The organism is Vagococcus teuberi, assembly GCF_001870205.1.
Lineage (GTDB): Bacteria > Bacillota > Bacilli > Lactobacillales > Vagococcaceae > Vagococcus > Vagococcus teuberi.
The window spans coordinates 2,106,199-2,127,525 of sequence record NZ_CP017267.1; the positions used below are offsets into that span (position 1 = coordinate 2,106,199).

At 37.4% G+C, this 21,327-nt stretch carries 37 protein-coding genes and 1 pseudogene; 1 reads left to right on the top strand and 37 read right to left on the bottom strand.

What is annotated here, in order from left to right; all coding sequences use genetic code 11:
• Positions 1-174, bottom strand: coding sequence for a YlcI/YnfO family protein (locus BHY08_RS11080; RefSeq protein ID WP_157093671.1), 174 nt, complete (start codon positions 172-174; stop codon positions 1-3).
• A gap of 319 nt (positions 175-493) precedes the next feature.
• Here BHY08_RS11080 and BHY08_RS11295 point away from each other — a divergent pair, with 319 nt between their 5' ends.
• Positions 494-1,120 (top strand): LysM peptidoglycan-binding domain-containing protein, encoded by a 627-nt coding sequence (locus BHY08_RS11295; protein WP_071457733.1) that lies wholly within the window; start codon positions 494-496, stop codon positions 1,118-1,120.
• Between the two features lie 77 nt (positions 1,121-1,197).
• Here BHY08_RS11295 and rpsI read toward each other — a convergent pair whose 3' ends face one another.
• The 36 genes and pseudogenes from rpsI to tuf form a co-directional block, all read right to left on the bottom strand.
• A complete protein-coding gene (gene rpsI / locus BHY08_RS10070) occupies positions 1,198-1,590 on the bottom strand; it encodes a 30S ribosomal protein S9 (protein WP_071457734.1) in 393 nt (130 codons plus the stop codon).
• Positions 1,591-1,603: 13 nt separating this feature from the next.
• Positions 1,604-2,047 (bottom strand): 50S ribosomal protein L13, encoded by a 444-nt coding sequence (gene rplM / locus BHY08_RS10075; RefSeq protein WP_071457735.1) that lies wholly within the window; start codon positions 2,045-2,047, stop codon positions 1,604-1,606.
• A 128-nt stretch (positions 2,048-2,175) separates the two neighbouring features.
• A complete protein-coding gene (gene truA, locus BHY08_RS10080) occupies positions 2,176-2,940 on the bottom strand; it encodes a tRNA pseudouridine(38-40) synthase TruA (RefSeq protein ID WP_071457736.1) in 765 nt (254 codons plus the stop codon).
• A gap of 63 nt (positions 2,941-3,003) precedes the next feature.
• The gene (locus tag BHY08_RS10085) at positions 3,004-3,801 is read right to left on the bottom strand and encodes an energy-coupling factor transporter transmembrane component T family protein (RefSeq protein WP_071457737.1); all 798 of its coding nucleotides are present in this window, start codon (positions 3,799-3,801) and stop codon (positions 3,004-3,006) included.
• Positions 3,791-4,669, bottom strand: coding sequence for an energy-coupling factor ABC transporter ATP-binding protein (locus BHY08_RS10090; RefSeq protein WP_071457738.1), 879 nt, complete (start codon positions 4,667-4,669; stop codon positions 3,791-3,793). The genes BHY08_RS10085 and BHY08_RS10090 overlap by 11 nt, the downstream gene beginning before the upstream one ends.
• A complete protein-coding gene (locus tag BHY08_RS10095) occupies positions 4,645-5,484 on the bottom strand; it encodes an energy-coupling factor ABC transporter ATP-binding protein (RefSeq protein WP_071457739.1) in 840 nt (279 codons plus the stop codon). Before BHY08_RS10095 ends, BHY08_RS10090 begins: the two co-directional genes overlap by 25 nt.
• A 262-nt stretch (positions 5,485-5,746) precedes the next feature.
• Positions 5,747-6,133, bottom strand: coding sequence for a 50S ribosomal protein L17 (gene rplQ, locus BHY08_RS10100; protein WP_071457740.1), 387 nt, complete (start codon positions 6,131-6,133; stop codon positions 5,747-5,749).
• 29 nt (positions 6,134-6,162) lie between these two features.
• On the bottom strand, positions 6,163-7,101 hold the full coding sequence (locus BHY08_RS10105) for a DNA-directed RNA polymerase subunit alpha (protein ID WP_071457741.1): 939 nt from the start codon (positions 7,099-7,101) through the stop codon (positions 6,163-6,165).
• Positions 7,102-7,178: 77 nt separating this feature from the next.
• Positions 7,179-7,568: a 30S ribosomal protein S11 gene (gene rpsK, locus BHY08_RS10110; RefSeq protein ID WP_071457742.1), complete on the bottom strand. Its 390-nt coding sequence runs from the start codon at positions 7,566-7,568 to the stop codon at positions 7,179-7,181.
• 28 nt (positions 7,569-7,596) lie between these two features.
• Positions 7,597-7,962 (bottom strand): 30S ribosomal protein S13, encoded by a 366-nt coding sequence (rpsM, locus tag BHY08_RS10115; protein ID WP_071457743.1) that lies wholly within the window; start codon positions 7,960-7,962, stop codon positions 7,597-7,599.
• A 17-nt stretch (positions 7,963-7,979) separates the two neighbouring features.
• Complete coding sequence (rpmJ, locus tag BHY08_RS10120; RefSeq protein ID WP_071457744.1) at positions 7,980-8,093, bottom strand: 50S ribosomal protein L36; 114 nt, start codon at positions 8,091-8,093, stop codon at positions 7,980-7,982.
• 32 nt (positions 8,094-8,125) lie between these two features.
• A complete protein-coding gene (gene infA, locus BHY08_RS10125; protein WP_071457745.1) occupies positions 8,126-8,344 on the bottom strand; it encodes a translation initiation factor IF-1 in 219 nt (72 codons plus the stop codon).
• Between the two features lie 186 nt (positions 8,345-8,530).
• Positions 8,531-9,184: an adenylate kinase gene (locus BHY08_RS10130; RefSeq protein ID WP_071457746.1), complete on the bottom strand. Its 654-nt coding sequence runs from the start codon at positions 9,182-9,184 to the stop codon at positions 8,531-8,533.
• A 56-nt stretch (positions 9,185-9,240) separates the two neighbouring features.
• A complete protein-coding gene (secY, locus tag BHY08_RS10135) occupies positions 9,241-10,539 on the bottom strand; it encodes a preprotein translocase subunit SecY (RefSeq protein WP_071457747.1) in 1,299 nt (432 codons plus the stop codon).
• A pseudogene (rplO, locus tag BHY08_RS10140) lies at positions 10,539-11,062 on the bottom strand (50S ribosomal protein L15). Before rplO ends, secY begins: the two are co-directional and overlap by 1 nt.
• Before the next feature lie 42 nt (positions 11,063-11,104).
• Positions 11,105-11,284 carry a 50S ribosomal protein L30 gene (gene rpmD, locus BHY08_RS10145; protein ID WP_071457749.1) on the bottom strand — a complete coding sequence of 60 codons (180 nt, stop codon included), beginning with the start codon at positions 11,282-11,284 and terminating at the stop codon, positions 11,105-11,107.
• 12 nt (positions 11,285-11,296) lie between these two features.
• Positions 11,297-11,797, bottom strand: coding sequence for a 30S ribosomal protein S5 (gene rpsE / locus BHY08_RS10150; RefSeq protein WP_071457750.1), 501 nt, complete (start codon positions 11,795-11,797; stop codon positions 11,297-11,299).
• A 20-nt stretch (positions 11,798-11,817) separates the two neighbouring features.
• Positions 11,818-12,174, bottom strand: coding sequence for a 50S ribosomal protein L18 (gene rplR / locus BHY08_RS10155; RefSeq protein WP_071457751.1), 357 nt, complete (start codon positions 12,172-12,174; stop codon positions 11,818-11,820).
• Between the two features lie 25 nt (positions 12,175-12,199).
• Entirely contained in the window at positions 12,200-12,736 is a 537-nt protein-coding gene (rplF, locus tag BHY08_RS10160; protein ID WP_071457752.1) for a 50S ribosomal protein L6, read from the bottom strand.
• A 29-nt stretch (positions 12,737-12,765) separates the two neighbouring features.
• A complete protein-coding gene (gene rpsH / locus BHY08_RS10165) occupies positions 12,766-13,164 on the bottom strand; it encodes a 30S ribosomal protein S8 (RefSeq protein ID WP_071457753.1) in 399 nt (132 codons plus the stop codon).
• Positions 13,165-13,198: 34 nt separating this feature from the next.
• Complete coding sequence (locus tag BHY08_RS10170; RefSeq protein WP_016184192.1) at positions 13,199-13,384, bottom strand: type Z 30S ribosomal protein S14; 186 nt, start codon at positions 13,382-13,384, stop codon at positions 13,199-13,201.
• Between the two features lie 18 nt (positions 13,385-13,402).
• Positions 13,403-13,942, bottom strand: coding sequence for a 50S ribosomal protein L5 (gene rplE, locus BHY08_RS10175; protein WP_071457754.1), 540 nt, complete (start codon positions 13,940-13,942; stop codon positions 13,403-13,405).
• A gap of 26 nt (positions 13,943-13,968) precedes the next feature.
• Positions 13,969-14,280: a 50S ribosomal protein L24 gene (rplX, locus tag BHY08_RS10180; RefSeq protein ID WP_071457755.1), complete on the bottom strand. Its 312-nt coding sequence runs from the start codon at positions 14,278-14,280 to the stop codon at positions 13,969-13,971.
• A gap of 34 nt (positions 14,281-14,314) precedes the next feature.
• Positions 14,315-14,683, bottom strand: a complete 369-nt coding sequence (rplN, locus tag BHY08_RS10185; RefSeq protein ID WP_071457756.1) for a 50S ribosomal protein L14 — start codon at positions 14,681-14,683, stop codon at positions 14,315-14,317.
• Positions 14,684-14,733: 50 nt separating this feature from the next.
• Positions 14,734-15,000: a 30S ribosomal protein S17 gene (gene rpsQ / locus BHY08_RS10190; RefSeq protein WP_071457757.1), complete on the bottom strand. Its 267-nt coding sequence runs from the start codon at positions 14,998-15,000 to the stop codon at positions 14,734-14,736.
• 23 nt (positions 15,001-15,023) lie between these two features.
• Positions 15,024-15,215: a 50S ribosomal protein L29 gene (gene rpmC, locus BHY08_RS10195; protein WP_071457758.1), complete on the bottom strand. Its 192-nt coding sequence runs from the start codon at positions 15,213-15,215 to the stop codon at positions 15,024-15,026.
• Complete coding sequence (gene rplP / locus BHY08_RS10200) at positions 15,205-15,639, bottom strand: 50S ribosomal protein L16 (RefSeq protein WP_071457759.1); 435 nt, start codon at positions 15,637-15,639, stop codon at positions 15,205-15,207. The genes rpmC and rplP overlap by 11 nt, the downstream gene beginning before the upstream one ends.
• A 2-nt stretch (positions 15,640-15,641) precedes the next feature.
• Positions 15,642-16,298 (bottom strand): 30S ribosomal protein S3, encoded by a 657-nt coding sequence (gene rpsC / locus BHY08_RS10205; RefSeq protein WP_071457760.1) that lies wholly within the window; start codon positions 16,296-16,298, stop codon positions 15,642-15,644.
• 13 nt (positions 16,299-16,311) lie between these two features.
• The gene (rplV, locus tag BHY08_RS10210) at positions 16,312-16,662 is read right to left on the bottom strand and encodes a 50S ribosomal protein L22 (RefSeq protein ID WP_071457761.1); all 351 of its coding nucleotides are present in this window, start codon (positions 16,660-16,662) and stop codon (positions 16,312-16,314) included.
• Positions 16,663-16,681: 19 nt separating this feature from the next.
• Positions 16,682-16,960, bottom strand: a complete 279-nt coding sequence (gene rpsS / locus BHY08_RS10215; RefSeq protein WP_071457762.1) for a 30S ribosomal protein S19 — start codon at positions 16,958-16,960, stop codon at positions 16,682-16,684.
• 39 nt (positions 16,961-16,999) lie between these two features.
• Positions 17,000-17,833 (bottom strand): 50S ribosomal protein L2, encoded by an 834-nt coding sequence (rplB, locus tag BHY08_RS10220; protein WP_071457763.1) that lies wholly within the window; start codon positions 17,831-17,833, stop codon positions 17,000-17,002.
• Between the two features lie 33 nt (positions 17,834-17,866).
• Positions 17,867-18,154: a 50S ribosomal protein L23 gene (gene rplW, locus BHY08_RS10225; protein WP_071457764.1), complete on the bottom strand. Its 288-nt coding sequence runs from the start codon at positions 18,152-18,154 to the stop codon at positions 17,867-17,869.
• Positions 18,154-18,777, bottom strand: coding sequence for a 50S ribosomal protein L4 (rplD, locus tag BHY08_RS10230; RefSeq protein WP_071457765.1), 624 nt, complete (start codon positions 18,775-18,777; stop codon positions 18,154-18,156). Before rplD ends, rplW begins: the two co-directional genes overlap by 1 nt.
• 23 nt (positions 18,778-18,800) lie before the next feature.
• Positions 18,801-19,436, bottom strand: a complete 636-nt coding sequence (gene rplC, locus BHY08_RS10235; protein WP_071457766.1) for a 50S ribosomal protein L3 — start codon at positions 19,434-19,436, stop codon at positions 18,801-18,803.
• Between the two features lie 24 nt (positions 19,437-19,460).
• Positions 19,461-19,769: a 30S ribosomal protein S10 gene (gene rpsJ / locus BHY08_RS10240; protein WP_071457767.1), complete on the bottom strand. Its 309-nt coding sequence runs from the start codon at positions 19,767-19,769 to the stop codon at positions 19,461-19,463.
• 353 nt (positions 19,770-20,122) lie between these two features.
• Entirely contained in the window at positions 20,123-21,310 is a 1,188-nt protein-coding gene (gene tuf, locus BHY08_RS10245; RefSeq protein WP_071457768.1) for an elongation factor Tu, read from the bottom strand.
• Between the last annotated feature and the right edge of the window lie 17 nt (positions 21,311-21,327).

Below are 21,327 nucleotides of genomic sequence, written 5' to 3' on the forward strand. Positions count from 1 at the left end.
TTATTTTGTCTTTAAATTCTTGAGTGCATATTCACATGCTTGAATTACAAAACCTGAAAAACTTACATCTTCTTTTTTTATTGCCTCATTAATTTCTTCTATTAATGGTAATGGAAAACGAATTGTTTTATTCTCAGTTTCCTTTTTATCTGATCTTAATTTGAATTCATTCATTATATCAATTCCTCTTTATATATAATTATTACTACTCAAATCATATGACATTACACACTATAAATATGCATTGCTTTAAGCAATACAAAATGTATTGCAAATTCTTTTTTTATTGATAAACTTTGATTATCATATATTTAGAAAGGAAAAAGAATAATTCATCTAAAATTGTAAAAAGCACTCTCTATTCAAGTGTACTTGGTGGGACAATATTCATCTCATCTCCAATAGCACAAGCTTCTGAAACTGATACTAATTGGCAACCACGTTCTTCACAGCAAATCAAATCAGACATTAAAGGTAACGAGTATATTATCCAATGGGAGATACTTTATCTACCATATCTGTTGCTACTGACATCTCAATTAATCCTCTTGCTGAAATCAATCAGATTACAAATATTGACTTAATTTATGCAGGAAATAAGTTAGTTTTTGGTGGAGAAATTAATTCAAAAACAGGGAAGGATAATCGTGTAGTCGCTATTCAAGATAATAATGGAAAAACATCAATTGTTATCAATACCGATGAAAATAAACCTTTAGTGAATCAAAAGGAAACAAATAAAGCTAAAGAAATTGAGAATAATGTTGGTACTTATACCTCACCTAAGACAGGAAATTCTGGAACAAGTCCATTACCTGATATTCCAACAGTTCCTACTAAGCCAAAACCAGAGGAAACTCTCCCACCAGTTAAACCAGTTGATCCAATAAAACCAACTGATCCAGAACCACCAGTTAAACCGATTGATCCGATTGATCCAGAAGAAAATGAAGTAGATAAATCACAATTAATTTTACTATTTAGTTCAACAGCTAACTATGTTTCTACGGATTATCAAACAAGTACAACAAAAATATATATTAATTCAAATAATATCATTAAACTTATACCTGCCAACTTTACTTATAATAAACTTCCCAAAACTAGTAGATGGAATTAGATAGGGTGGTTCTTAATATAAAAAGACATCTTCCAAATAAATGGAAAATGTCTTGAAATGTTGATATATAGAATATATTAACGTTTTGAGAATTGAGAAGCTTTACGAGCTTTTTTAAGACCTGGTTTTTTACGTTCTACCATACGAGCGTCACGTGTTAATAATCCTTCACGTTTAAGAGCTCCACGGAAGTCAGGATCTACTTGTAATAATGCACGAGCAATACCATGACGAGTTGCGCCAGATTGTCCTGCATATCCACCACCATTAACGTTTACGAAAACGTCATATGCGCCTTTTGTTTCAGTTAAAACAAGAGGTTGCATAATTACTTCACGTAAATCAGCATGTGGAATATATTCTTCGATGTCTTTGTTGTTCATAACTACTTTACCTGTTCCAGGTACTAAGCGTACGCGAGCAACAGATTTTTTACGACGGCCTGTGCCGATATATTGTACTTTAGCCAATCTATTTTCCTCCTTAAATTAGGTTTGTAATGTCTAATACTTCTGGTTTTTGAGCTTGTTGTTGATGTTCGCTTCCACCATAAACGAATAATTTAGACCATTGTTTACGTCCTAAAGTATTCTTTGGTAACATACCTTTGATAGAATTTTCAACTAAACGACGAGAGTTTTTATCACGTAGTTCACCAGCAGTGATAGATTTCAAACCACCTGGATGTTGGCTGTGACGGTAATATACTTTGTCAGTTGCTTTTTTACCAGTTAATTTTACTTTATCAGCATTAATTACAATTACATAATCACCAGTATCCACATGTGGTGTGAATGTTGGTTTATTTTTTCCACGTAAGATAGATGCTACAACTGTTGATAGACGTCCTAAAGGAACATCTGTTGCATCCACTACATACCATTTACGATCTACTTCGCCATTTTTGGCCATATATGTTGTACGCATGGGTGTTTTTCCTCCAATTTTCTTCTGTTGTTTGACATAACACAATAAGTTTCCGGGGCTCATCGTGGGGCAAACAATACCACTAACCATATTATCCTTATTTTGTTGATATGTCAACAAAATTCACATTATTTATGACACTTTTTCTCGCCGTTATAATCGACTTTCATTAAAAATAACCCCTCAGGTTGAGCAGTTGGTCCTGTCATTTTCTTGTCTTGGTTCGCTAGGGCACGTTGTATAGCGTCTTCTGGCAGTTGTCCATTTCCTATTTTTAATAACGTCCCAACAAGCATGCGCACCATTTTATATAAAAATCCATTTCCCTTAAAAATAAATAATAATTCATCTTCGCCAACTTCTTCTATTGTCACACTGTAAACAGTTCGTGTCTTATCTTCCACAGAACTTCCTGTCGCACAAAATACACTAAAGTCATGTTCTCCTTCAATAAAACGTGCGGCACGCCTCATAGACTCTAAATCAAGCTCATAGCGGAAATGGGCTGCGTACAATCGTTTAAATGGATTGGGAGATTTACCTGTATCGACATGATAGTGATATTCTTTACCTGTCGCCAAGTATCTCGCATGAAAATCTTCCGTTACTTCTTCAATCGATAAAATACTAATATCCTCAGGTGTTTGAGTATCTAAAGCGAAACGTAATTTTTCAACGTCTCGTTTTTGTGGCAAATCAAAATGGATCACCTGACCGACTGCATGAACCCCTGAGTCCGTTCTACCAGACGGATGGATTGTCACAGGCTTTCCACTGTTTAATCGCTTTAGAGTGGCTTCTATGACCTCTTGGATGGTCACAGCATTAGGTTGAATCTGAAATCCCGCATAGTTTGTTCCATCATAACTAATAATGGCTTTATATCTTGTCATTCACTTTATCTCCTTTATTTTTTCCAATGAAAAAACGAGGCACAAGTCCTCGCTTTTAATGTCTTAATTTCTAACTAGTACCAGTACAATCGTCAATACGACAAAGGACAACATAGCTAGTGTATCGGTTTTATTCCAGTTTAGAACACGATATTTCGTACGGCCTTCGCCACCACGATAACCACGTGCTTCCATCGCAATCGCTAATTCTTCAGCTCGGTTAAAACTACTTACAAATAACGGAATCAGAAGTGGCACAATAGCTTTCATCTTATCCATTAAGTTTCCTTCGCCAAAATCAACCCCACGAGCACGTTGCGCATTCATGATTTTTTCTGTTTCATCCATCAACGTTGGCACAAAACGCAACGCAATAGATAACATCAATGAAATTTCATGCGCTGGAAATTTTACTTTTTCCAACGGTCTAAGCAAATACTCAATCGCATCTGAAAGTGATAATGGGGGTGTGGTTAGCGTTAAAAGTGTCGACATAAAAATAATCAACACAAAACGTGTAAAGATAAAGAACCCATTGACCAAACCGAATTGGCTAATGCTTATCCAACCCCACTCAAAGTACACATGTCCCCCACGCGTAAAGAGTACCTGGAGTCCCACTGTAAATAAAATCAACCAAATTAATGGTTTCACTCCTTTAAGGAAGAAACTTAGTTTAATCTTTGATAACCAAATACAAAATAGCGTGAAAGCAAACATCACACCAAATGATAAAAAGTTATTACAAATAAAGATAATCCCAATAAAGTAAAAACTAGCGATTAATTTGGCACGAGGATCCATACGATGTACGACAGAATCTCCCGGTATATAACGACCTAAAATCAATTTATTCATCATCTGAGAGTACCTGCCTTTTTTCAAGAATCGGTAAAAGCTCGTCAGATAATTCTTCTGCGGTTAGTGGCAAGCGACTAAATTCCATGCCCTTTGCCATTAAATCAAAAGCAAACTCTGTCGCTGTCGGAACACCTAACTGTTTCTCACGTAACCACTCTACATCATTGAAAATATCACGTGGATGTCCTTGTTTCTGGATTTTTCCTTTTTCAACAACCACCATAAAATCAGCATACTCAGCCACATCATCCATTAAATGCGTCACTAAGATAATGCCAATCCCTCTTTCCTTATGTAGACGATAAAACATATCCATCATGTCTTTTCTACCCTTAGGATCAAGGCCAGCTGTTGGTTCGTCTAAAATCAATACTTCAGGTTCCATAGCCAATACACCAGCTATCGCCACACGACGCATTTGTCCTCCTGAAAGGTCAAATGGTGAGCGCTCAAGGTAACTATCATCAAGACCAACAAGTTTTAACATTTCACTAGCTAAACGAGCACTTTCTTTTTCAGATACACCAAAATTCTTTGGCCCAAAAGCTATATCTAATGCGACTGTTTCATCAAATAATTGTGATTCAGGAAATTGGAACACAATCCCAACTTTTTTACGGATTGGTTTCAAGTTTTTATTACTTGTTTCAGGTGTAATTTCTCTGTCGCCGATAATCACTTTCCCACTTGTTGGTTTCAGTAACGCATTCAGATGTTGTAGTAACGTTGATTTGCCACTTCCTGTATGACCAACAATCGCGCTATAACTATTGCTTGGAATGTCTAAATTAATATCAAACAAAACGCGTTGTTCAAATGGGCTATTAGGCTGATACGTAAAATCTACTTTCTCAAACCGTATGTCCATAGCCATTCCACCATTCCTTCCCTCGTCAAATACTCTTTGGGTACCTCAATGCCTTTTTTACGTAATGAAGCTTTTAATTTTTCCGGAAATGGAACGTCTAGTCCCATACCTATCAATGCCTCTCCATGAGAAAAAATTTCTTTAGGTATCCCCTCGTGAATAATTTGTCCTTCTTGCATGACTAGTACACGATTAGCATACGCTGCTTCATCTATATCATGTGTAATCGAAATAACTGTCAGATTCGTTTCTTCTTTCAATGCACGAATAGTTTCAATAACATCTTGTCTACCTTGTGGATCAAGCATAGACGTTGCCTCATCTAAAATAATCACATCAGGTGCTAGCGCAATGACTCCAGCAATGGCCACACGTTGTTTTTGACCACCAGATAACCTAGCAGGCTCTTTTATCTTAAAGTCAGACATACGAACTCTCTCAAGTGCATTGTTGACCCTTACAATCATTTCATCGCGAGGTACTCCCTGATTTTCTAAACCAAAGGCAACATCATCTTCAACAGTTGAACCAACAAATTGATTGTCAGGATTTTGAAATACCATTCCAACCGTTTTTCGGATATCCCAAATATTTTCTTCCGTTAGTATTTCTCCGTTCACTTTTATCTCACCAGACTCAGGCGTAATCAATCCATTAATGGTTTTAGCTAGTGTTGATTTCCCCGATCCGTTGTGACCAATTAAAGCAACCCACTCACCTTGATAAATCTTTAGCGATACATCATTTAATGCTTTATGTTCCTGTCCATAATATTGGAAAGATATATTATTTAATTCAATTAAGGGATTTTTCATTTTACTGCCTTCCTTAAATAACGTCATTTTAGTTTTTAAAAAATGCTTCTTTCTAAACTCAACAACTTGAGGATACAAAGAAACATTTTTATGTATAATAACCATTTATCATAAATGATGATATAAAAAAAGCACTTTATATGATGAGCGCAAGTCCTCTATCACAAGAGACAGAGGACTGCACCGAGCTAGACTCGGAGATTACTCTCCAACATCATAACACTCTAAAAAGATCATCTATAAAGTGATGCAATTATCAAAATTAAACAAGTTCAATGATAACCATTGGTGCTGCGTCTCCACGGCGTTGTCCTTTTTTAAGGATACGTGTGTAACCACCTTGACGGTCAGCATAACGAGGTCCTAAGTCATTGAATAATTTTTGTAAAGCACTTTCTTCAATGATAGTTTCTTCTTTTTCGTCTAAACGAGCTTCTAAGTATTCGTTTCTTACGAATGCTGCAGCTTGACGACGAGCATGAAGATCCCCACGTTTACCTAAAGTAATCATTTTTTCAGTTGTTGAACGGATTTCTTTTGCACGAGCTTCAGTTGTCTCAATGCGTTCATTGATAATTAAATCAGTTGTTAAATCACGTAACATTGCTTTTCGTTGGCTGCTTGTGCGACCTAATTTACGATAACTCACGTCGTGTTCCCTCCTTTAATCGGTTTAGATTAGTCCTCTTGGCGTAATCCTAAAGAAAGATCTGCTAATTTAGCTTTAACTTCTTCAAGTGATTTACGTCCTAAGTTACGAACCTTAATCATTTCGGCTTCTGATTTATTTGTTAATTCTTGTAATGTGTTAATGCCTGCGCGTTTCAAACAGTTATAAGAACGAACCGATAAATCAAGCTCTTCGATTGTTGTTTCTAACATTTTTTCTTTTTGTGTTTCTTCTTTTTCGATCATGATTTCGGCATTTTTCGCTTCATCAGTCAAGTTAACAAAAATATCTAAATGCTCAGTCAAGATTTTAGCAGATAAACTGATAGCTTCTTGTGGAGCGATAGATCCATCTGTCCAGACATCTAAAGTTAATTTGTCATAATCATCACGACGCCCAACACGTGTGTTTTCTACCTGGTAGTTAACACGGTTAACTGGCGTGTAGATAGAATCCACTGGTAATACACCAATTGGCATATCTTCACTCTTATTTTCTTCAGCTTGGACATAACCACGTCCTGGCTTAACAGTTAAACTTGCACGGAAAGTTGCACCTTCAGCAACGCTACAAATGAATAAATCTTTATTCATAATTTCAACATCACTGTCAGTAAGAATATCTCCAGCAGTCACGTCAGCTGGGCCAGTTATATCAATCTCAAGTGTCTTTTCTTCATCAGCATAAAGCTTTAAAGCTAGTCCCTTGATATTTAGAATAATTTGAGTGACATCCTCACGTACACCTTTGACAGTTGAAAATTCATGCAACACACCATCGATTTGTAAATTAGTGATGGCAGCCCCTGGTAGAGACGATAATAAAATACGGCGTAGGGAGTTCCCTAAAGTCGTTCCATATCCTCTTTCAAGTGGTTCGATGACGAACTTGCCATAATCTCTATCTTCATCGATCTTTGTGATTCTTGGTTTCTCAAATTCAATCATTCTTGTCTATACCCCTTTCAAAACGAAAGTGTCTTGTTCAATGTCGCTATAATTCCTATCCAATGAATAAACTCTCACTAAACACGACGGCGTTTTGGAGGGCGACATCCATTATGTGGAACTGGAGTAACGTCACGAATTGCTGTCACTTCTAATCCTGTTGCTTGTAATGAACGAATAGCTGCTTCACGACCAGAACCAGGTCCTTTTACAGTTACGTCAACAGTTTTCAAGCCATGTTCCATAGCTGCTTTTGCTGCAGTTTCAGCTGCCATTTGAGCTGCGAATGGAGTTGCTTTTTTACTACCTTTAAATCCTAATGAACCTGCAGATGACCATGCAATGGCATTTCCATGTACGTCAGTTAACATTACGATTGTATTATTGAAAGTAGAGTGGATATGTGCCACACCTGCTTCAATATTTTTTTTCACTCGGCGTTTTCTTGAAACTTTTTTTGCTACCATGAAGCTTTAAACCTCCTTCACTCTAATCTTATTTTTTCTTACCAGCGATTGAACGAGCTGGTCCTTTTCTAGTACGAGCATTGTTTTTTGTGTTTTGACCACGAGTTGGCAAACCACGACGATGACGCATACCTCTGTATGAACCAATTTCCATCAAACGTTTGATGTTTAAGTTCACTTCACGACGTAAGTCACCTTCTACTTTTAATTTATCTACTGCAGCACGGATGCTATCAGTTTGTTCGTTAGTTAAATCGCGCACACGAATATCTTCAGAAACTCCTGCTTCTTTTAAGATTTCTTGAGAAGTTTTCTTTCCAATACCGTAAATATAAGTAAGCGAAATAACAACACGTTTATCACGAGGAATATCTACACCTGCAATACGAGCCATTATTCGTTACACCTCCTTTATCCTTGACGTTGTTTATGTTTTGGGTTTTCACAGATAACCATAACTCGACCTTTACGACGAATTATTTTGCATTTTTCACAAATTGGTTTTACTGATGGTCTTACTTTCATGATTATACCTCCTTGAATTTTACGGAGTACAATTATTTAAAGCGATAAGTAATACGACCACGAGTTAAATCATATGGAGATAACTCAACAGTTACTTTGTCACCAGGTAATATACGAATATAATGCATTCTAATCTTTCCTGATACGTGAGCCAAAATAACGTGGCCATTTTCTAATTCAACTTTAAACATTGCATTCGGCAAAGTTTCGACGACTGTACCTTCGATTTCAATCATATCTTCTTTCGCCACAACTAGTACCTCCTTATACAGTGTTTGCATCTGACAATTGACAAAATAGTACTCACACCTATTTCTTTTCAACTTTTGTATTATAGCATAAATGCTATATAAAGAAAAGATACCTACATCAATTCAATGAAAAAAATGCGGGTAAGAAATAGTAAGTGACATAGAATAGATAACTAGATGAGCTTTCTAATTGGCTTTATCTATGATTGATTTCACATCTTCAAAAACAGCATCAATATCGCGATCACCATCAATGGTATGTAACACACCTTTGTCTTCATAATACGCTAAGATTGGTTCGCTATTTTTGATATTTACTTCTAGACGATTCTTAACTGTCTCAGGCTTGTCATCTTCTCTTTGATAAAAATCATGACTACCACAACGATCACAAGTACCTTCCACTTTGGGTGGATTGTTTGTTTTGTGATAAGTTGCGCCACAACTTCTACAAATGATACGACCAGCAAGACGGTCAACTAATACATCTTCTGCTACATGGATGTTTAGAACATCATCTACCTTTTTACCTAACTCCTCTAAAATTGTATCTAATTCTTCTGCTTGAGCTAGTGTACGAGGAAATCCATCTAATAAAAATCCTTTTTCTGTATCAGCTTGTGATAAACGATCTTTTACAATTCCGTTTGTCACAGAATCCGGAACTAATTCGCCTTTATCGATATAAGATTTTGCTTCTTTACCAAGAGGCGTTTCATTCTTCATTGCTTCACGGAACATATCTCCAGTAGAAATATGTGGGATTTCATAAACATCGACGATTCTTTCCGCTTGAGTACCTTTACCTGCTCCTGGCAACCCCATTAGGATGAGATTCATTTGTTTTCCTCCTTAAGTTCGAGAAAAGTGCTGAGGTAAAACCTCAACACACACTCTTACTCTCTGATAAAACCAGTGTACTGACGCTTCAACAATAACCCTTCAAGTTGTTTATTCGTTTCAAGAGCCACACTAATGACAATCAGTAAACTTGTTCCTCCCAATCCAATTGATTGAGGTAAGCCCCAAATATTTTGTGCAATAATTGGTAGAATTGCCACTAATCCTAAGAAGACAGATCCAACAACACTTAATCTCATTAATAAAGACGAAATGAATTTTTCTGTTTCTTGGCCAGGTCGTACACTTGGAATATAACTTCCTTGCTTCTGCAAATTCTCAGCTACTTTCTCAGGATTAACCTGAACAAAGGCATAGAAGAATGTAAAAGCAACAATCATAATTGTATAAAGTATTCCACCTGGGATAGTTGAATAATTAAACAATGTAGTTGCAACCTCATACCAAGCTTTTCCACCTTGAGAAGTTTTCAACGCTGTAAGCACGGCTTGTGGTGTTGCAATAATTGAGCTGGCAAAGATTACAGGAATAACCCCTGCTGCATTTACTTTTAATGGTAAATAACTACTTTGTGGTGCGCCAGCTACACGTTTTGTATATTGAATTGGTATCTTTCTTTCTGCTTGTTGCACATAAGTTACCATAACTACTACTAAAAGAATAGCAATAACCAAAGCAACCATGAAAAGTACAGATTTCCATATATCAGATTTATCAATATTGACAAAATAGTCTACATAGATTTCTTTAATGCTAGAAGGGAACCTTGCAATAATTCCAGCAAAGATAATCATTGAGACACCATTTCCAATTCCTTTTTCAGATATTTGCTCCCCCATCCAAGTAACTAACATGGTACCAGCTGTTAAGATAATTCCGATACTTACATAAGTAAATATACTTGGACTTTTCACTAATCCGGCATTTGAATACATGTTAAAACCTGCTGTGATAGCAATCGATTGAACAAAACCTAAAACCAACGTAATATAACGCGTGGCTTGATTCAATTTACGACGACCTACCTCACCTTGTTTTGACCACTCAACAAATTTCGGCACAATATCCATCTGAAGTAATTGAACAATAATAGACGCAGTAATGTATGGCGACACCCCCATTGCGAACAATGAGAATCTCTCCATGGCATTACCACTGACTGTGTTGAACATCGCCATCAATGCTAAGTCATTCAGACTTGATAATGCTTTTGCATCAACACCAGGTACTGTAATATGTGCTCCAACTCTAAACGCGAAGAGAATGAAAAGTGTAAAAAATATTTTATTACGAATATTTTTTATCTTAAACGAATCCTTCAACAGCTTAAACATTAGATCACCTCAGCTGACCCACCAGCCGCTTCAATTGCAGATTTTGCAGATTCAGAGAATTTAGCTGCTTTTACAGTTAATTTTTTAGTTAATTCACCATTACCTAAAACTTTGATTCCTGATTTTTCGTTTTTAACGATTCCTGCTTCAATTAAAGTAGTTGGTGTTACTTCAGTACCATCTTCAAAACGATTTAACACGTCTAGGTTGATAACTGCATAATCTTTACGATTGATGTTAGTAAATCCACGTTTTGGTAAACGTCGGAATAAAGGAGTTTGTCCCCCTTCAAACCCTAAGCGTAACACGATGTTGTATCTGACTTATCATTTGATGATTAGCATAACAATCCACGTTGTAAGCGATCCCCTTCAAACCCTAAGCGTACACCACCACCTGAACGTGATTTTTGACCTTTTTGTCCACGACCTGATGTTTTACCATTACCAGATGATGAACCACGACCAACACGATTACGTACATGTCTTGATCCTTCTGCCGGATGTAACTCATGAAGTTTCATATATTCGGCACCTCCTTAAAATAGTCTACCTACAAATCATAATTAAATTTCTTCAACGTCCACTAAATGTGATATAGTGTTAACCATTCCTTTAATCGCTTCATTGTTAGGTTTCACGACTGTAGAATTAGTTTTTTTCAAGCCTAAAGCTTTCACTGTATCACGTTGGTTTTGAGGACGTCCAATGACACTACGCTTTAACGTAATTTTTAATTCGCTCATTTTTAGTCCCCCTTATCCGATTAGTTCGTCAACAGAAATGCCTCTAAGTTCAGCCACTTCTTCTGCACGTTTTAGTCTACTTAAACCTTCAACAGTTGCGCGAACAACGTTGACAGGTGTGTTTGATCCTAATGATTTACTTGTAATATCAGAAATACCCGCTAACTCAAGGACGGCACGCACTGGTCCACCAGCTGCAACCCCAGAACCGGCAACAGCAGGTTTCATAAGGATACGTCCACCACAGAATGATCCAATCACTTCGTGAGGAATTGTTGAGCCTACCATTGGTACTTCGATTAAGTTTTTCTTAGCATCTTCTACTGCTTTACGAATTGCTTCAGGTACTTCTTGAGCTTTACCAGTACCAAATCCAACGTGACCATTTCTATCTCCAACTACTACTAAAGCAGCAAAGCGTAGACGACGTCCACCTTTAACAACTTTAGATACGCGGTTAATAGCTACTACGCGGTCTTCTAAGTCGAATTGTCTAGCATCTAAATTAGCCATGAATGGTGTTCCTCCTTTTCCTAAAATTCTAGTCCATTTTCACGTGCTGCTTCAGCTAATGCAGCTACACGTCCATGGTAAAGGTATCCACCACGGTCAAAGACTACTTCTTTAATACCTTTTTCTGTTGCTTTTTTAGCAATTGAAGCTCCTACAGCTGTAGCTGCTTCAGTTTTGTTTTCTCCTGCGATATCTTTATCAACAGTAGAGGCACTTGCAAGTGTCACACCCGCTACGTCATCAATTAATTGAGCGTAGATGTTTTTGTTAGAACGGAATACGTTCAAGCGTGGGCACTCGGCAGTACCAGAGATTTTACTACGTACGCGGCGATGTCTCTTTTGGCGTACTTTATTTTTATCTGGTTTTGAAATCACACTTGTCACCTCATTAATTTATTTGTTATTTACCAGTTTTACCTTCTTTACGTCTTACATGTTCGCCAACATAGCGAATACCTTTACCTTTGTAAGGCTCAGGAGGACGTACTCCACGAATGTTCGCTGAAAATTCTCCAACAACTTCTTTGTTAGACCCTTTTACAACGATTTGTGTGTTTGAAGGAACTTCAATTGTGATACCTTCTGGCGTTTCAAACTCAACTGGATGAGAATATCCAACGTTTAATACAAGCTTTTTCCCTTGTAATTGAGCACGGTAACCAACCCCGATTAGTTCAAGAGCTTTTTCAAACCCTTCACTAACACCAACAACCATGTTGTTTAAGTTAGCACGCATTGTACCATGTAAGGTTTTGTTTTCTTTAGTATCATCAGGACGAGTTAAGACAACTTCACCTTCTGAAATGTTTAACGTAATATTTGGTGAAAACTCACGAGTTAATTCACCTTTTGGACCTTTAACCGTAACAGTGTTTCCTGATTGTGTTATTGTAACACCTGCAGGAACTACGACTGGTTTATTTCCGATACGACTCACTCTAGGCCACCTCCTTGATTAATAATTTTTTACCAAACGTATGCTAGTACTTCTCCACCAGTGTTACGCTCTCTTGCTTCTTTATCAGTTAAGATACCTTCTGAAGTTGAGATAATAGCTATACCTAAACCATTTAATACTTTAGGTACTTCATCAGCTTTTACATAAACACGTAAACCTGGTTTAGAGATACGTTTTAAGTTAGTAATAACGCGTTCGTCGTTTTTACCATATTTTAAGAAAACACGGATGATTCCTTGTTTGTCATCTTCGATGAATTCTACTTCACGCACAAAACCTTCACGTTGTAAGATTTTTGCGATTTCAAGTTTGATTGTTGATGCAGGCACTTCTAATGATTCGTGTTTTACGATATTCGCATTACGAATACGCGTTAAGAAGTCTGCAATTGGATCTGTCATCACCATTGAGTCCTTTACCTCCTTTTGCGGTTTACTTTTTTTACCAGCTTGCTTTCTTCACGCCGGGAATTTGTCCTTTATAGGCAAGTTCACGGAAGCAAATACGGCAAAGTTTAAATTTGCGATAAACTGAATGTGGACGTCCACAACGTTCACAACGAGTATATTCTTGAGTTGAGAATTTTGCTGGGCGTTTATTTTTAGCAATCATTGATTTTTTAGCCACGTAGTTCGCCTCCTTAAATTATTTTTGGAATGGCATTCCAAGTTGACCTAATAACTCACGAGCTTCCTCATCAGTATTAGCAGTTGTAACAATAACAATGTCCATTCCTCGAACTTTATCTACTAAATCATAATCAACTTCAGGGAAAATTAATTGTTCTTTTACACCTAAAGTGTAATTTCCACGTCCGTCAAATGATTTTTTGCTGATACCATGGAAGTCACGTACACGAGGTAAAGAGACAGATACTAATTTATCTAAAAATTCGTACATTCTTTCTCCACGTAAAGTTACTTTACATCCGATTGGCATTCCTTCACGTAAACGGAAACCAGCGATAGATTTTTTAGCTTTTGTGATAATTGGTTTTTGTCCAGAGATTAAAGCAAGTTCTTCAACAGCTTTATCTAAGTTTTTACTATTTGATACTGCATCACCAACACCCATGTTAATAACGATTTTATCAACTTTAGGTGTTTGCATAACAGAAGAGTAATTAAATTTTTCCACCAATGATGGTGTTACTTCATTAAGATACTTTTCTTTTAGGCGGTTCATTCAACATTGCCTCCTTCCTGATATTCTTATTTATCTAAAACTTCTCCAGTTTTCTTAGAAACACGTACTTTTTTGCCATCTACTTCTTTGTATCCTACACGTGTTGGTTCACCATTAGATGGATCAACCACCATTACATTAGAAACGTGAATAGATGCCTCCATTTCGATAATTCCACCTTGTGGAGCTGTCGCGCTAGGTTTTTGGTGTTTTTTCATAATGTTAACACCTTCAACGATGACGCGATCTTTCTTTGGAAATGCTTGGAGTACGATTCCCTCTTTGTTTTTATCTTTACCTGAGATAACTTTTACTTTATCGCCTTTTTTAACGAACATCTTGTTTCGCACCTCCTTTAAACATGAGTATGTATTATAACACTTCTGGTGCTAGTGAGACTATTTTCATAAAGTTGTTGTCACGTAATTCACGAGCAACTGGCCCAAAGATACGAGTACCACGTGGGCTCTTGTCATCACGAATAATCACACATGCATTTTCATCAAATTTGATATAAGAACCGTCACTACGACGAGCTCCTGATTTTGTACGAACGATAACAGCTTTAACTACTTCGCCTTTTTTAACAACTCCACCTGGTGTTGCTTGTTTAACCGTACAAACCACAACGTCACCGATATTTGCTGTTTTACGACCAGAACCACCAAGTACTTTAATTGTAAGTACTTCACGAGCTCCTGAGTTGTCAGCAACTTTCATACGACTTTCTTGTTGGATCACTTGAGTATCCTCCTTTCAAACTTTCAGGTTTCTCTATGGGAAAATTCGAATTAAATAATTACTGCTTCTTCTACAACTTCTAATAAACGGAAGCGTTTTGTCGCAGACAATGGACGAGTTTCCATAATTTTAACGATGTCTCCCGTTTTTGCTACATTGTTTTCATCATGAGCTTTATATTTCTTAGAGTATTTAACTCTCTTACCATAAATCTTATGAGTTTTCTTTGTTTCTACTACAACAACGATAGTTTTATCCATTTTATCGGAAACTACGCGTCCAGTATAAACTTTACGTTCATTTCTTTCTTGAGTCATCTATCAATGGCCTCCTTCCACTATTACTTAGCAGCTTCTTCACGCAAAACTGTTTTGATGCGTGCAATCGATTTACGAACTTCTGAAATTCGCGCTGTATTTTCTAATTGACCTGTTGCTAATTGGAAACGTAAGTTGAAAAGTTCTTCTTTATACTCTTTCTCTTTAGCGATCATTTCGGTAGTGGTTAATTCTCTGATATCTTTAACCTTCATTCGATTCACCACCCATTTCTTCACGTTTTACAATTTTTGTTTTAATAGGTAACTTGTTAGAAGCAAGTCTTAATGCTTCACGAGCTACATCTTCAGGAACGCCGGCAACTTCAAACATGATTTTTCCACGTTTTACTGGTGCAACCCATCCTTCAGGAGCCCCTTTACCAGAACCCATACGAACACCAATTGCTTTTGATGTATATGATTTGTGAGGGAAAATTTTAATCCATACTTTCCCACCACGTTTCATGTGACGAGTCATTGCGATACGGGCAGCTTCTATTTGACGGTTAGTAATCCAATGAGAATCAACAGCTTGTAAGCCGTATTCACCAAATGCGATTTCTTTACCACCTTTAGCTTCACCACGCATTTTACCTCTAAATTCACGACGGTGTTTTACACGTTTAGGTACTAACATGATTATTTCCCTCCTTTCTCAGTGTTTTTCTTTTCAGGAAGAATTTCTCCACGATAAATCCACACTTTAACTCCTAGTTTTCCGTATGTTGTATCTGCTTCTTCCCAAGCATAATCAATATCTGCTCTTAATGTATGCAATGGAACAGTTCCTTCAGAATAACCTTCAGAACGTGCCATATCAGCACCATTTAAACGTCCAGATACAAGAGTTTTGATACCTTGAGCACCTGATCTCATTGTACGTTGGATAGCTTGTTTTTGAGCACGACGGAATGCTACACGATTTTCTAATTGACGTGCAATTCCTTCTGCTACTAATTTAGCATCTAAATCTGGTTTTTTGATTTCAACGATGTTAATGTGAACTCGTTTACCAGTTAATTTGTTTAATTCTTTACGTAAAGCTTCAACTTCAGATCCGCCTTTACCAATAACCATACCAGGTTTAGCAGTATGAATTGAAACGTTCACGCGATTTGCAGCACGTTCGATTTCAATGGTTGAAACAGAAGCATCAGCCAATCTAGTCGAAATGAATTTACGAATGTTCAAATCTTCATGCAGGTATTCAGCGTATTCTTTTTCTGCATACCATTTCGCATCCCAGTCACGAATGACGCCGACACGCATTCCAATTGGATTAATTTTTTGACCCACTGGTTGTCCCTCCTTATTTTTCTGATACTACTACTGTAATATGACTTGTTCTTTTGTTGATAGGTGAAGCAGATCCTTTTGCACGAGGACGGAAGCGTTTCATTGTTGGTCCTTCATTTACAAATACTTCTGATACTACTAAATCTTCAACATCTAAATCAAAGTTGTTTTCTGCGTTAGCAATAGCTGACATAAGCACTTTTTCAACAATACCTGCTGCTTTGTTAGGTGAGAATTTCAAGATTGAAATTGCTTCTCCTACTTGTTTACCTCTGATTAGGTCAACAACAAGTCTTGTCTTACGAGGTGAAGTGCGAATTGTTTTAGCTGTTGCTTTAGCTGAAGTAATTCTTTCTTCTGACATATTCGTGTCCTCCCCTCAATTAGCGATTTGTTTTTTTATCGTCAGCAGCGTGTCCGCGATAAGTTCTTGTTGGTGCGAATTCACCTAGTTTATGTCCTACCATGTCTTCTTGAATGTAAACAGGAACATGTTTTCTTCCATCATATACTGCGATAGTATATCCTATAAAGTTTGGAAAAATTGTAGAACGACGTGACCAAGTTTTAATTACTTTCTTTTTCGGTTGATCTTTTTGTGCTTCCACTTTTTTCATTAAGTGTTCATCGACAAAAGGTCCTTTTTTTAAGCTACGACCCATGGTGAACCTCCTCTCACATATTTCGTTTTAGCTATCAAATTATTTAGTTTTACGACGACGTACAATAAGTTTATCTGATTTAGCTTTTTTACTACGCGTTTTATATCCAAGTGTTGGTTTGCCCCATGGACTCATTGGAGATGGACGTCCGATAGGTGCTTTACCTTCACCACCACCGTGTGGGTGATCGTTAGGGTTCATTACGCTACCACGTACAGTAGGACGTTTACCTAACCAGCGATTACGACCAGCTTTACCAATGTTGATTAATTCGTGTTGTTCGTTACCTACAGTACCGATTGTTGCACGACAAGTCCCTAAAATCATACGAACTTCCCCTGAATTCAAACGAACTAATACATATTTTCCTTCTTTACCTAACACTTGAGCGCTAGTTCCAGCAGAACGGATTAATTGTCCACCCTTACCAGGTTTTAACTCAATGTTATGGATAACAGTACCAACTGGGATGTTGTTCAATGGTAGAGCATTCCCTACTTTGATATCCGCGTCTGGTCCTGAAGAAATTTGTGCACCTACTTGGATGCCTTTTGGTGCTAAAATATATGCCTTCACACCGTCAGTGTAATGGATTAATGCAATGTTAGCAGATCTATTTGGATCGTACTCAACTGTTTTTACAGTACCAACCACATTATCTTTATTACGTTTAAAATCAATTAAACGGTATTGGCGTTTGTGTCCACCCGCTTGATGACGTACAGTGATTTTACCTTGGTTGTTACGTCCAGCGTTTTTGCTTAATGGTTGTAATAACGTTTTTTCTGGTTTAGAAGTTGTGATTTCAGCAAAATCAGAACCAGTCATGTTACGACGACCATTTGTGGTAGGTTTATACTTTTTAATCGCCACGTGATTTCCCTCCTACTTTAGTCAATGCTGTTATTATTCAGCATCAAAAATTTGAATTTCTTTTGAATCTTCTGTTAGTTGTACAATCGCTTTACGACGTTTCTTAGTGTAACCAGCGTGTCTACCCATTCTTTTAAGTTTAGGTTTAACGTTCATGATGTTCACTTTTTTAACTTTAACGTCGAAAACTGATTCTACAGCTTGCTTAACTAATGTTTTGTTGGCTCTTACGTCAACTTCAAACGTGTATTTTTTTTCGTCCATAGCTGCTACAGACATTTCTGTAATAACTGGGCGTTTAATTACGTCGATTAATTCCATTATGCAAGCACCTCCTCTATTTGAGTTAGAGCAGTTTTAGTCACTAATAGTTTGTCAGCAGCAACTACGTCAAGTACGCTTACGTTGTTTGATTCTACAATAGAAACATTTGGTAAGTTACGTCCTGATAAAGCAGCAAAGTCATTGCCACCCTCTAGTACTACTAAAACTTTAGTATCAACACTTAAGTTTTCTAAAACTTGTTTAAATTCTTTTGTTTTTGGTGCGTCGAAAGCTAAACCTTCAACAACAACTAGTTTGTTTTCAGCAACTTTTTCTGATAAAACAGATTTGATTGCTAAACGACGAACTTTTTTAGGTAATTTGTAGCCATAAGAACGTGGTGTTGGTCCAAAGACAACTCCACCTCCACGCCATTGTGGTGAGCGGATAGATCCTTGACGCGCACGACCTGTTCCTTTTTGACGCCATGGTTTACGTCCTCCACCGCGTACAGCGCTACGGTTTTTAACAGCGTGAGTTCCTTGTCTTAAAGAAGCACGTTGCATGATAATTGCATCGTAGACAACACTTTCGTTTGGCTCGATGCCAAAAATAGCTTCATTTAATTCAATTTCGCCATTTTGAGTTCCATCTTGTTTATATAATGCTACAGATGTCATTCTTAGTTCCTCCTCTCCCACAATTATTTAGCAGCCTTAACAGCTGTTTTTATTTCAATTAATGATTTTTTAGCACCAGGTACATTACCTTTTACTAAAATAACATTTTTATCTGCATCTACTCTTACGATTTCAAGGTTTTGAACGGTAACACGATCTCCACCCATACGTCCAGCAAGTTTTTTGCCTTTAAATACACGTGATGGATCAGACGCTCCACCCATTGAACCTGGACGACGATGGTATCTAGAACCATGTGCCATTGGTCCACGAGATTGTCCATGACGCTTGATAGCACCTTGGAAGCCGTGTCCTTTAGTTGTACCTGTGACATCAACAATGTCTCCTGCTTGGAAAACATCAACAGTGATTTCTTTACCTACTTCATATTCTCCCAGCTCAACATCATTGAATTCTCTAATGAAGCGCTTAGGAGTCGTATTTGCTTTTGCAACATGACCCTTAGCAGGTTTGTTTGACAAAATATCACGTTTGTCTTGGAAACCAACTTGGATAGCTTCGTATCCATCAGTTTCAACAGTTTTAACTTGTAAAACAACGTTTGGAGTTGCTTCAATTACTGTTACGGGGATTAACTCGCCGTTTTCTGTAAATATTTGTGTCATACCTACTTTTTTACCTAAGATTCCTTTGGTCATGAGTACACCTCCATCTTTTTGTTATTATAATTTAATTTCAATATTTACACCGCTTGGCAAGTCTAGCTTCATTAAAGCATCAACTGTTTTTGGTGTTGGGCTCACAATATCAATTAAACGTTTGTGAGTACGCATTTCGAATTGTTCACGTGAATCTTTGTATTTATGTGTCGCACGGATTACTGTATAAACTGAACGGTCAGTTGGTAATGGAATTGGTCCAGAAACCTCAGCACCTGTTCTTTTTGCTGTTTCTACAATTTTCTCTGCAGACTGATCTAATACACGATGTTCATACGCTTTTAAACGGATACGAATTTTTTGTTTTGCCATTTTGTTCCCTCCTTCGCCTATTTTAAAAAGTAGACATAGCTCCTCGAAAATATCCAACACGCCACCATGGCAATGCTCCCTGGCGTGTCGCAACCTCTCGATTCAACGCCTTCGTATTTCCATACGAGGTACTAACATACTTTTTTATCAGCACCTCTAGAATTATACTAAAAATGCGGTGTATAAGCAACCCTTTTTTAAGTTTAATTCGAAAATTTATCAATCTGTAAAAAATATTTTAGTTCAATCAACATTTAAACCTCAAAAAATATTAGCAAATAAAAAAGGTTGAAAACAAATGTTCTCAACCTTACGTCCTTACACAACAATGCTTTATTTGAATAGATTAAAAATTAACCTACGATTTCAGTTACAACGCCTGAACCAACAGTACGTCCACCCTCACGAATAGAGAAACGAGTTCCGTCTTCGATCGCGATTGGGTGAATTAATTCAACATCCATAGCTACGTTATCACCAGGCATTACCATTTCAGTTCCTTCTGGTAATTGACAAACACCAGTTACGTCAGTTGTACGGAAGTAGAACTGAGGACGGTAGTTTGTAAAGAATGGAGTATGACGTCCACCTTCTTCTTTAGATAAAACGTAAACTTCAGCTTTAAATTTTGTATGTGGAGTGATAGTTCCTGGAGCTGCTAATACTTGTCCACGTTGGATATCTTCACGAGCTACCCCACGTAATAAAGCACCAATGTTATCTCCAGCTTCAGCGTAATCTAATAATTTACGGAACATTTCAACACCTGTTACAGTTGTTTTAGCAGTTTCTTCAGCGATACCTACTAATTCAACTTCGTCACCAACACGAACTTGTCCACGTTCAACACGTCCTGTAGCAACAGTACCACGACCAGTAATTGAGAATACGTCCTCAACTGGCATCATGAATGGTTTGTCAGTATCACGTTCTGGTGTTGGGATATACTCATCAACAGCAGCCATTAATTCTAAGATTTTTTCTTCGTAAGAAGCGTCGCCTTCTAAAGCTTTTAATGCTGAACCAGCAACGATTGGAGTATCATCTCCTGGGAAGTCGTATTCAGATAATAAGTCACGAACTTCCATTTCTACTAATTCTAATAATTCTTCGTCGTCAACCATATCCATTTTGTTTAAGAAAACAACGATGTATGGAACACCAACGTTACGAGATAAAAGAATGTGCTCACGAGTTTGTGGCATTGGACCATCAGCAGCAGATACTACTAAGATCGCGCCGTCCATTTGAGCAGCACCAGTGATCATGTTTTTAACGTAGTCAGCATGTCCTGGGCAGTCAACGTGTGCGTAGTGACGAGTGTCAGTTTCATATTCGATATGAGAAGTAGAGATTGTGATTCCACGTTCTTTTTCTTCTGGAGCGTTATCAATATCAGCATATGATGAAGCTTCTCCACCGTTTTTCTTAGCTAAAACTGTTGCGATTGCTGCAGATAAAGTTGTTTTACCGTGGTCAACGTGTCCGATTGTACCGATGTTTACATGGGCTTTCGAACGGTCAAATTTTTCTTTTGCCATTTTGTATATATCCTCCT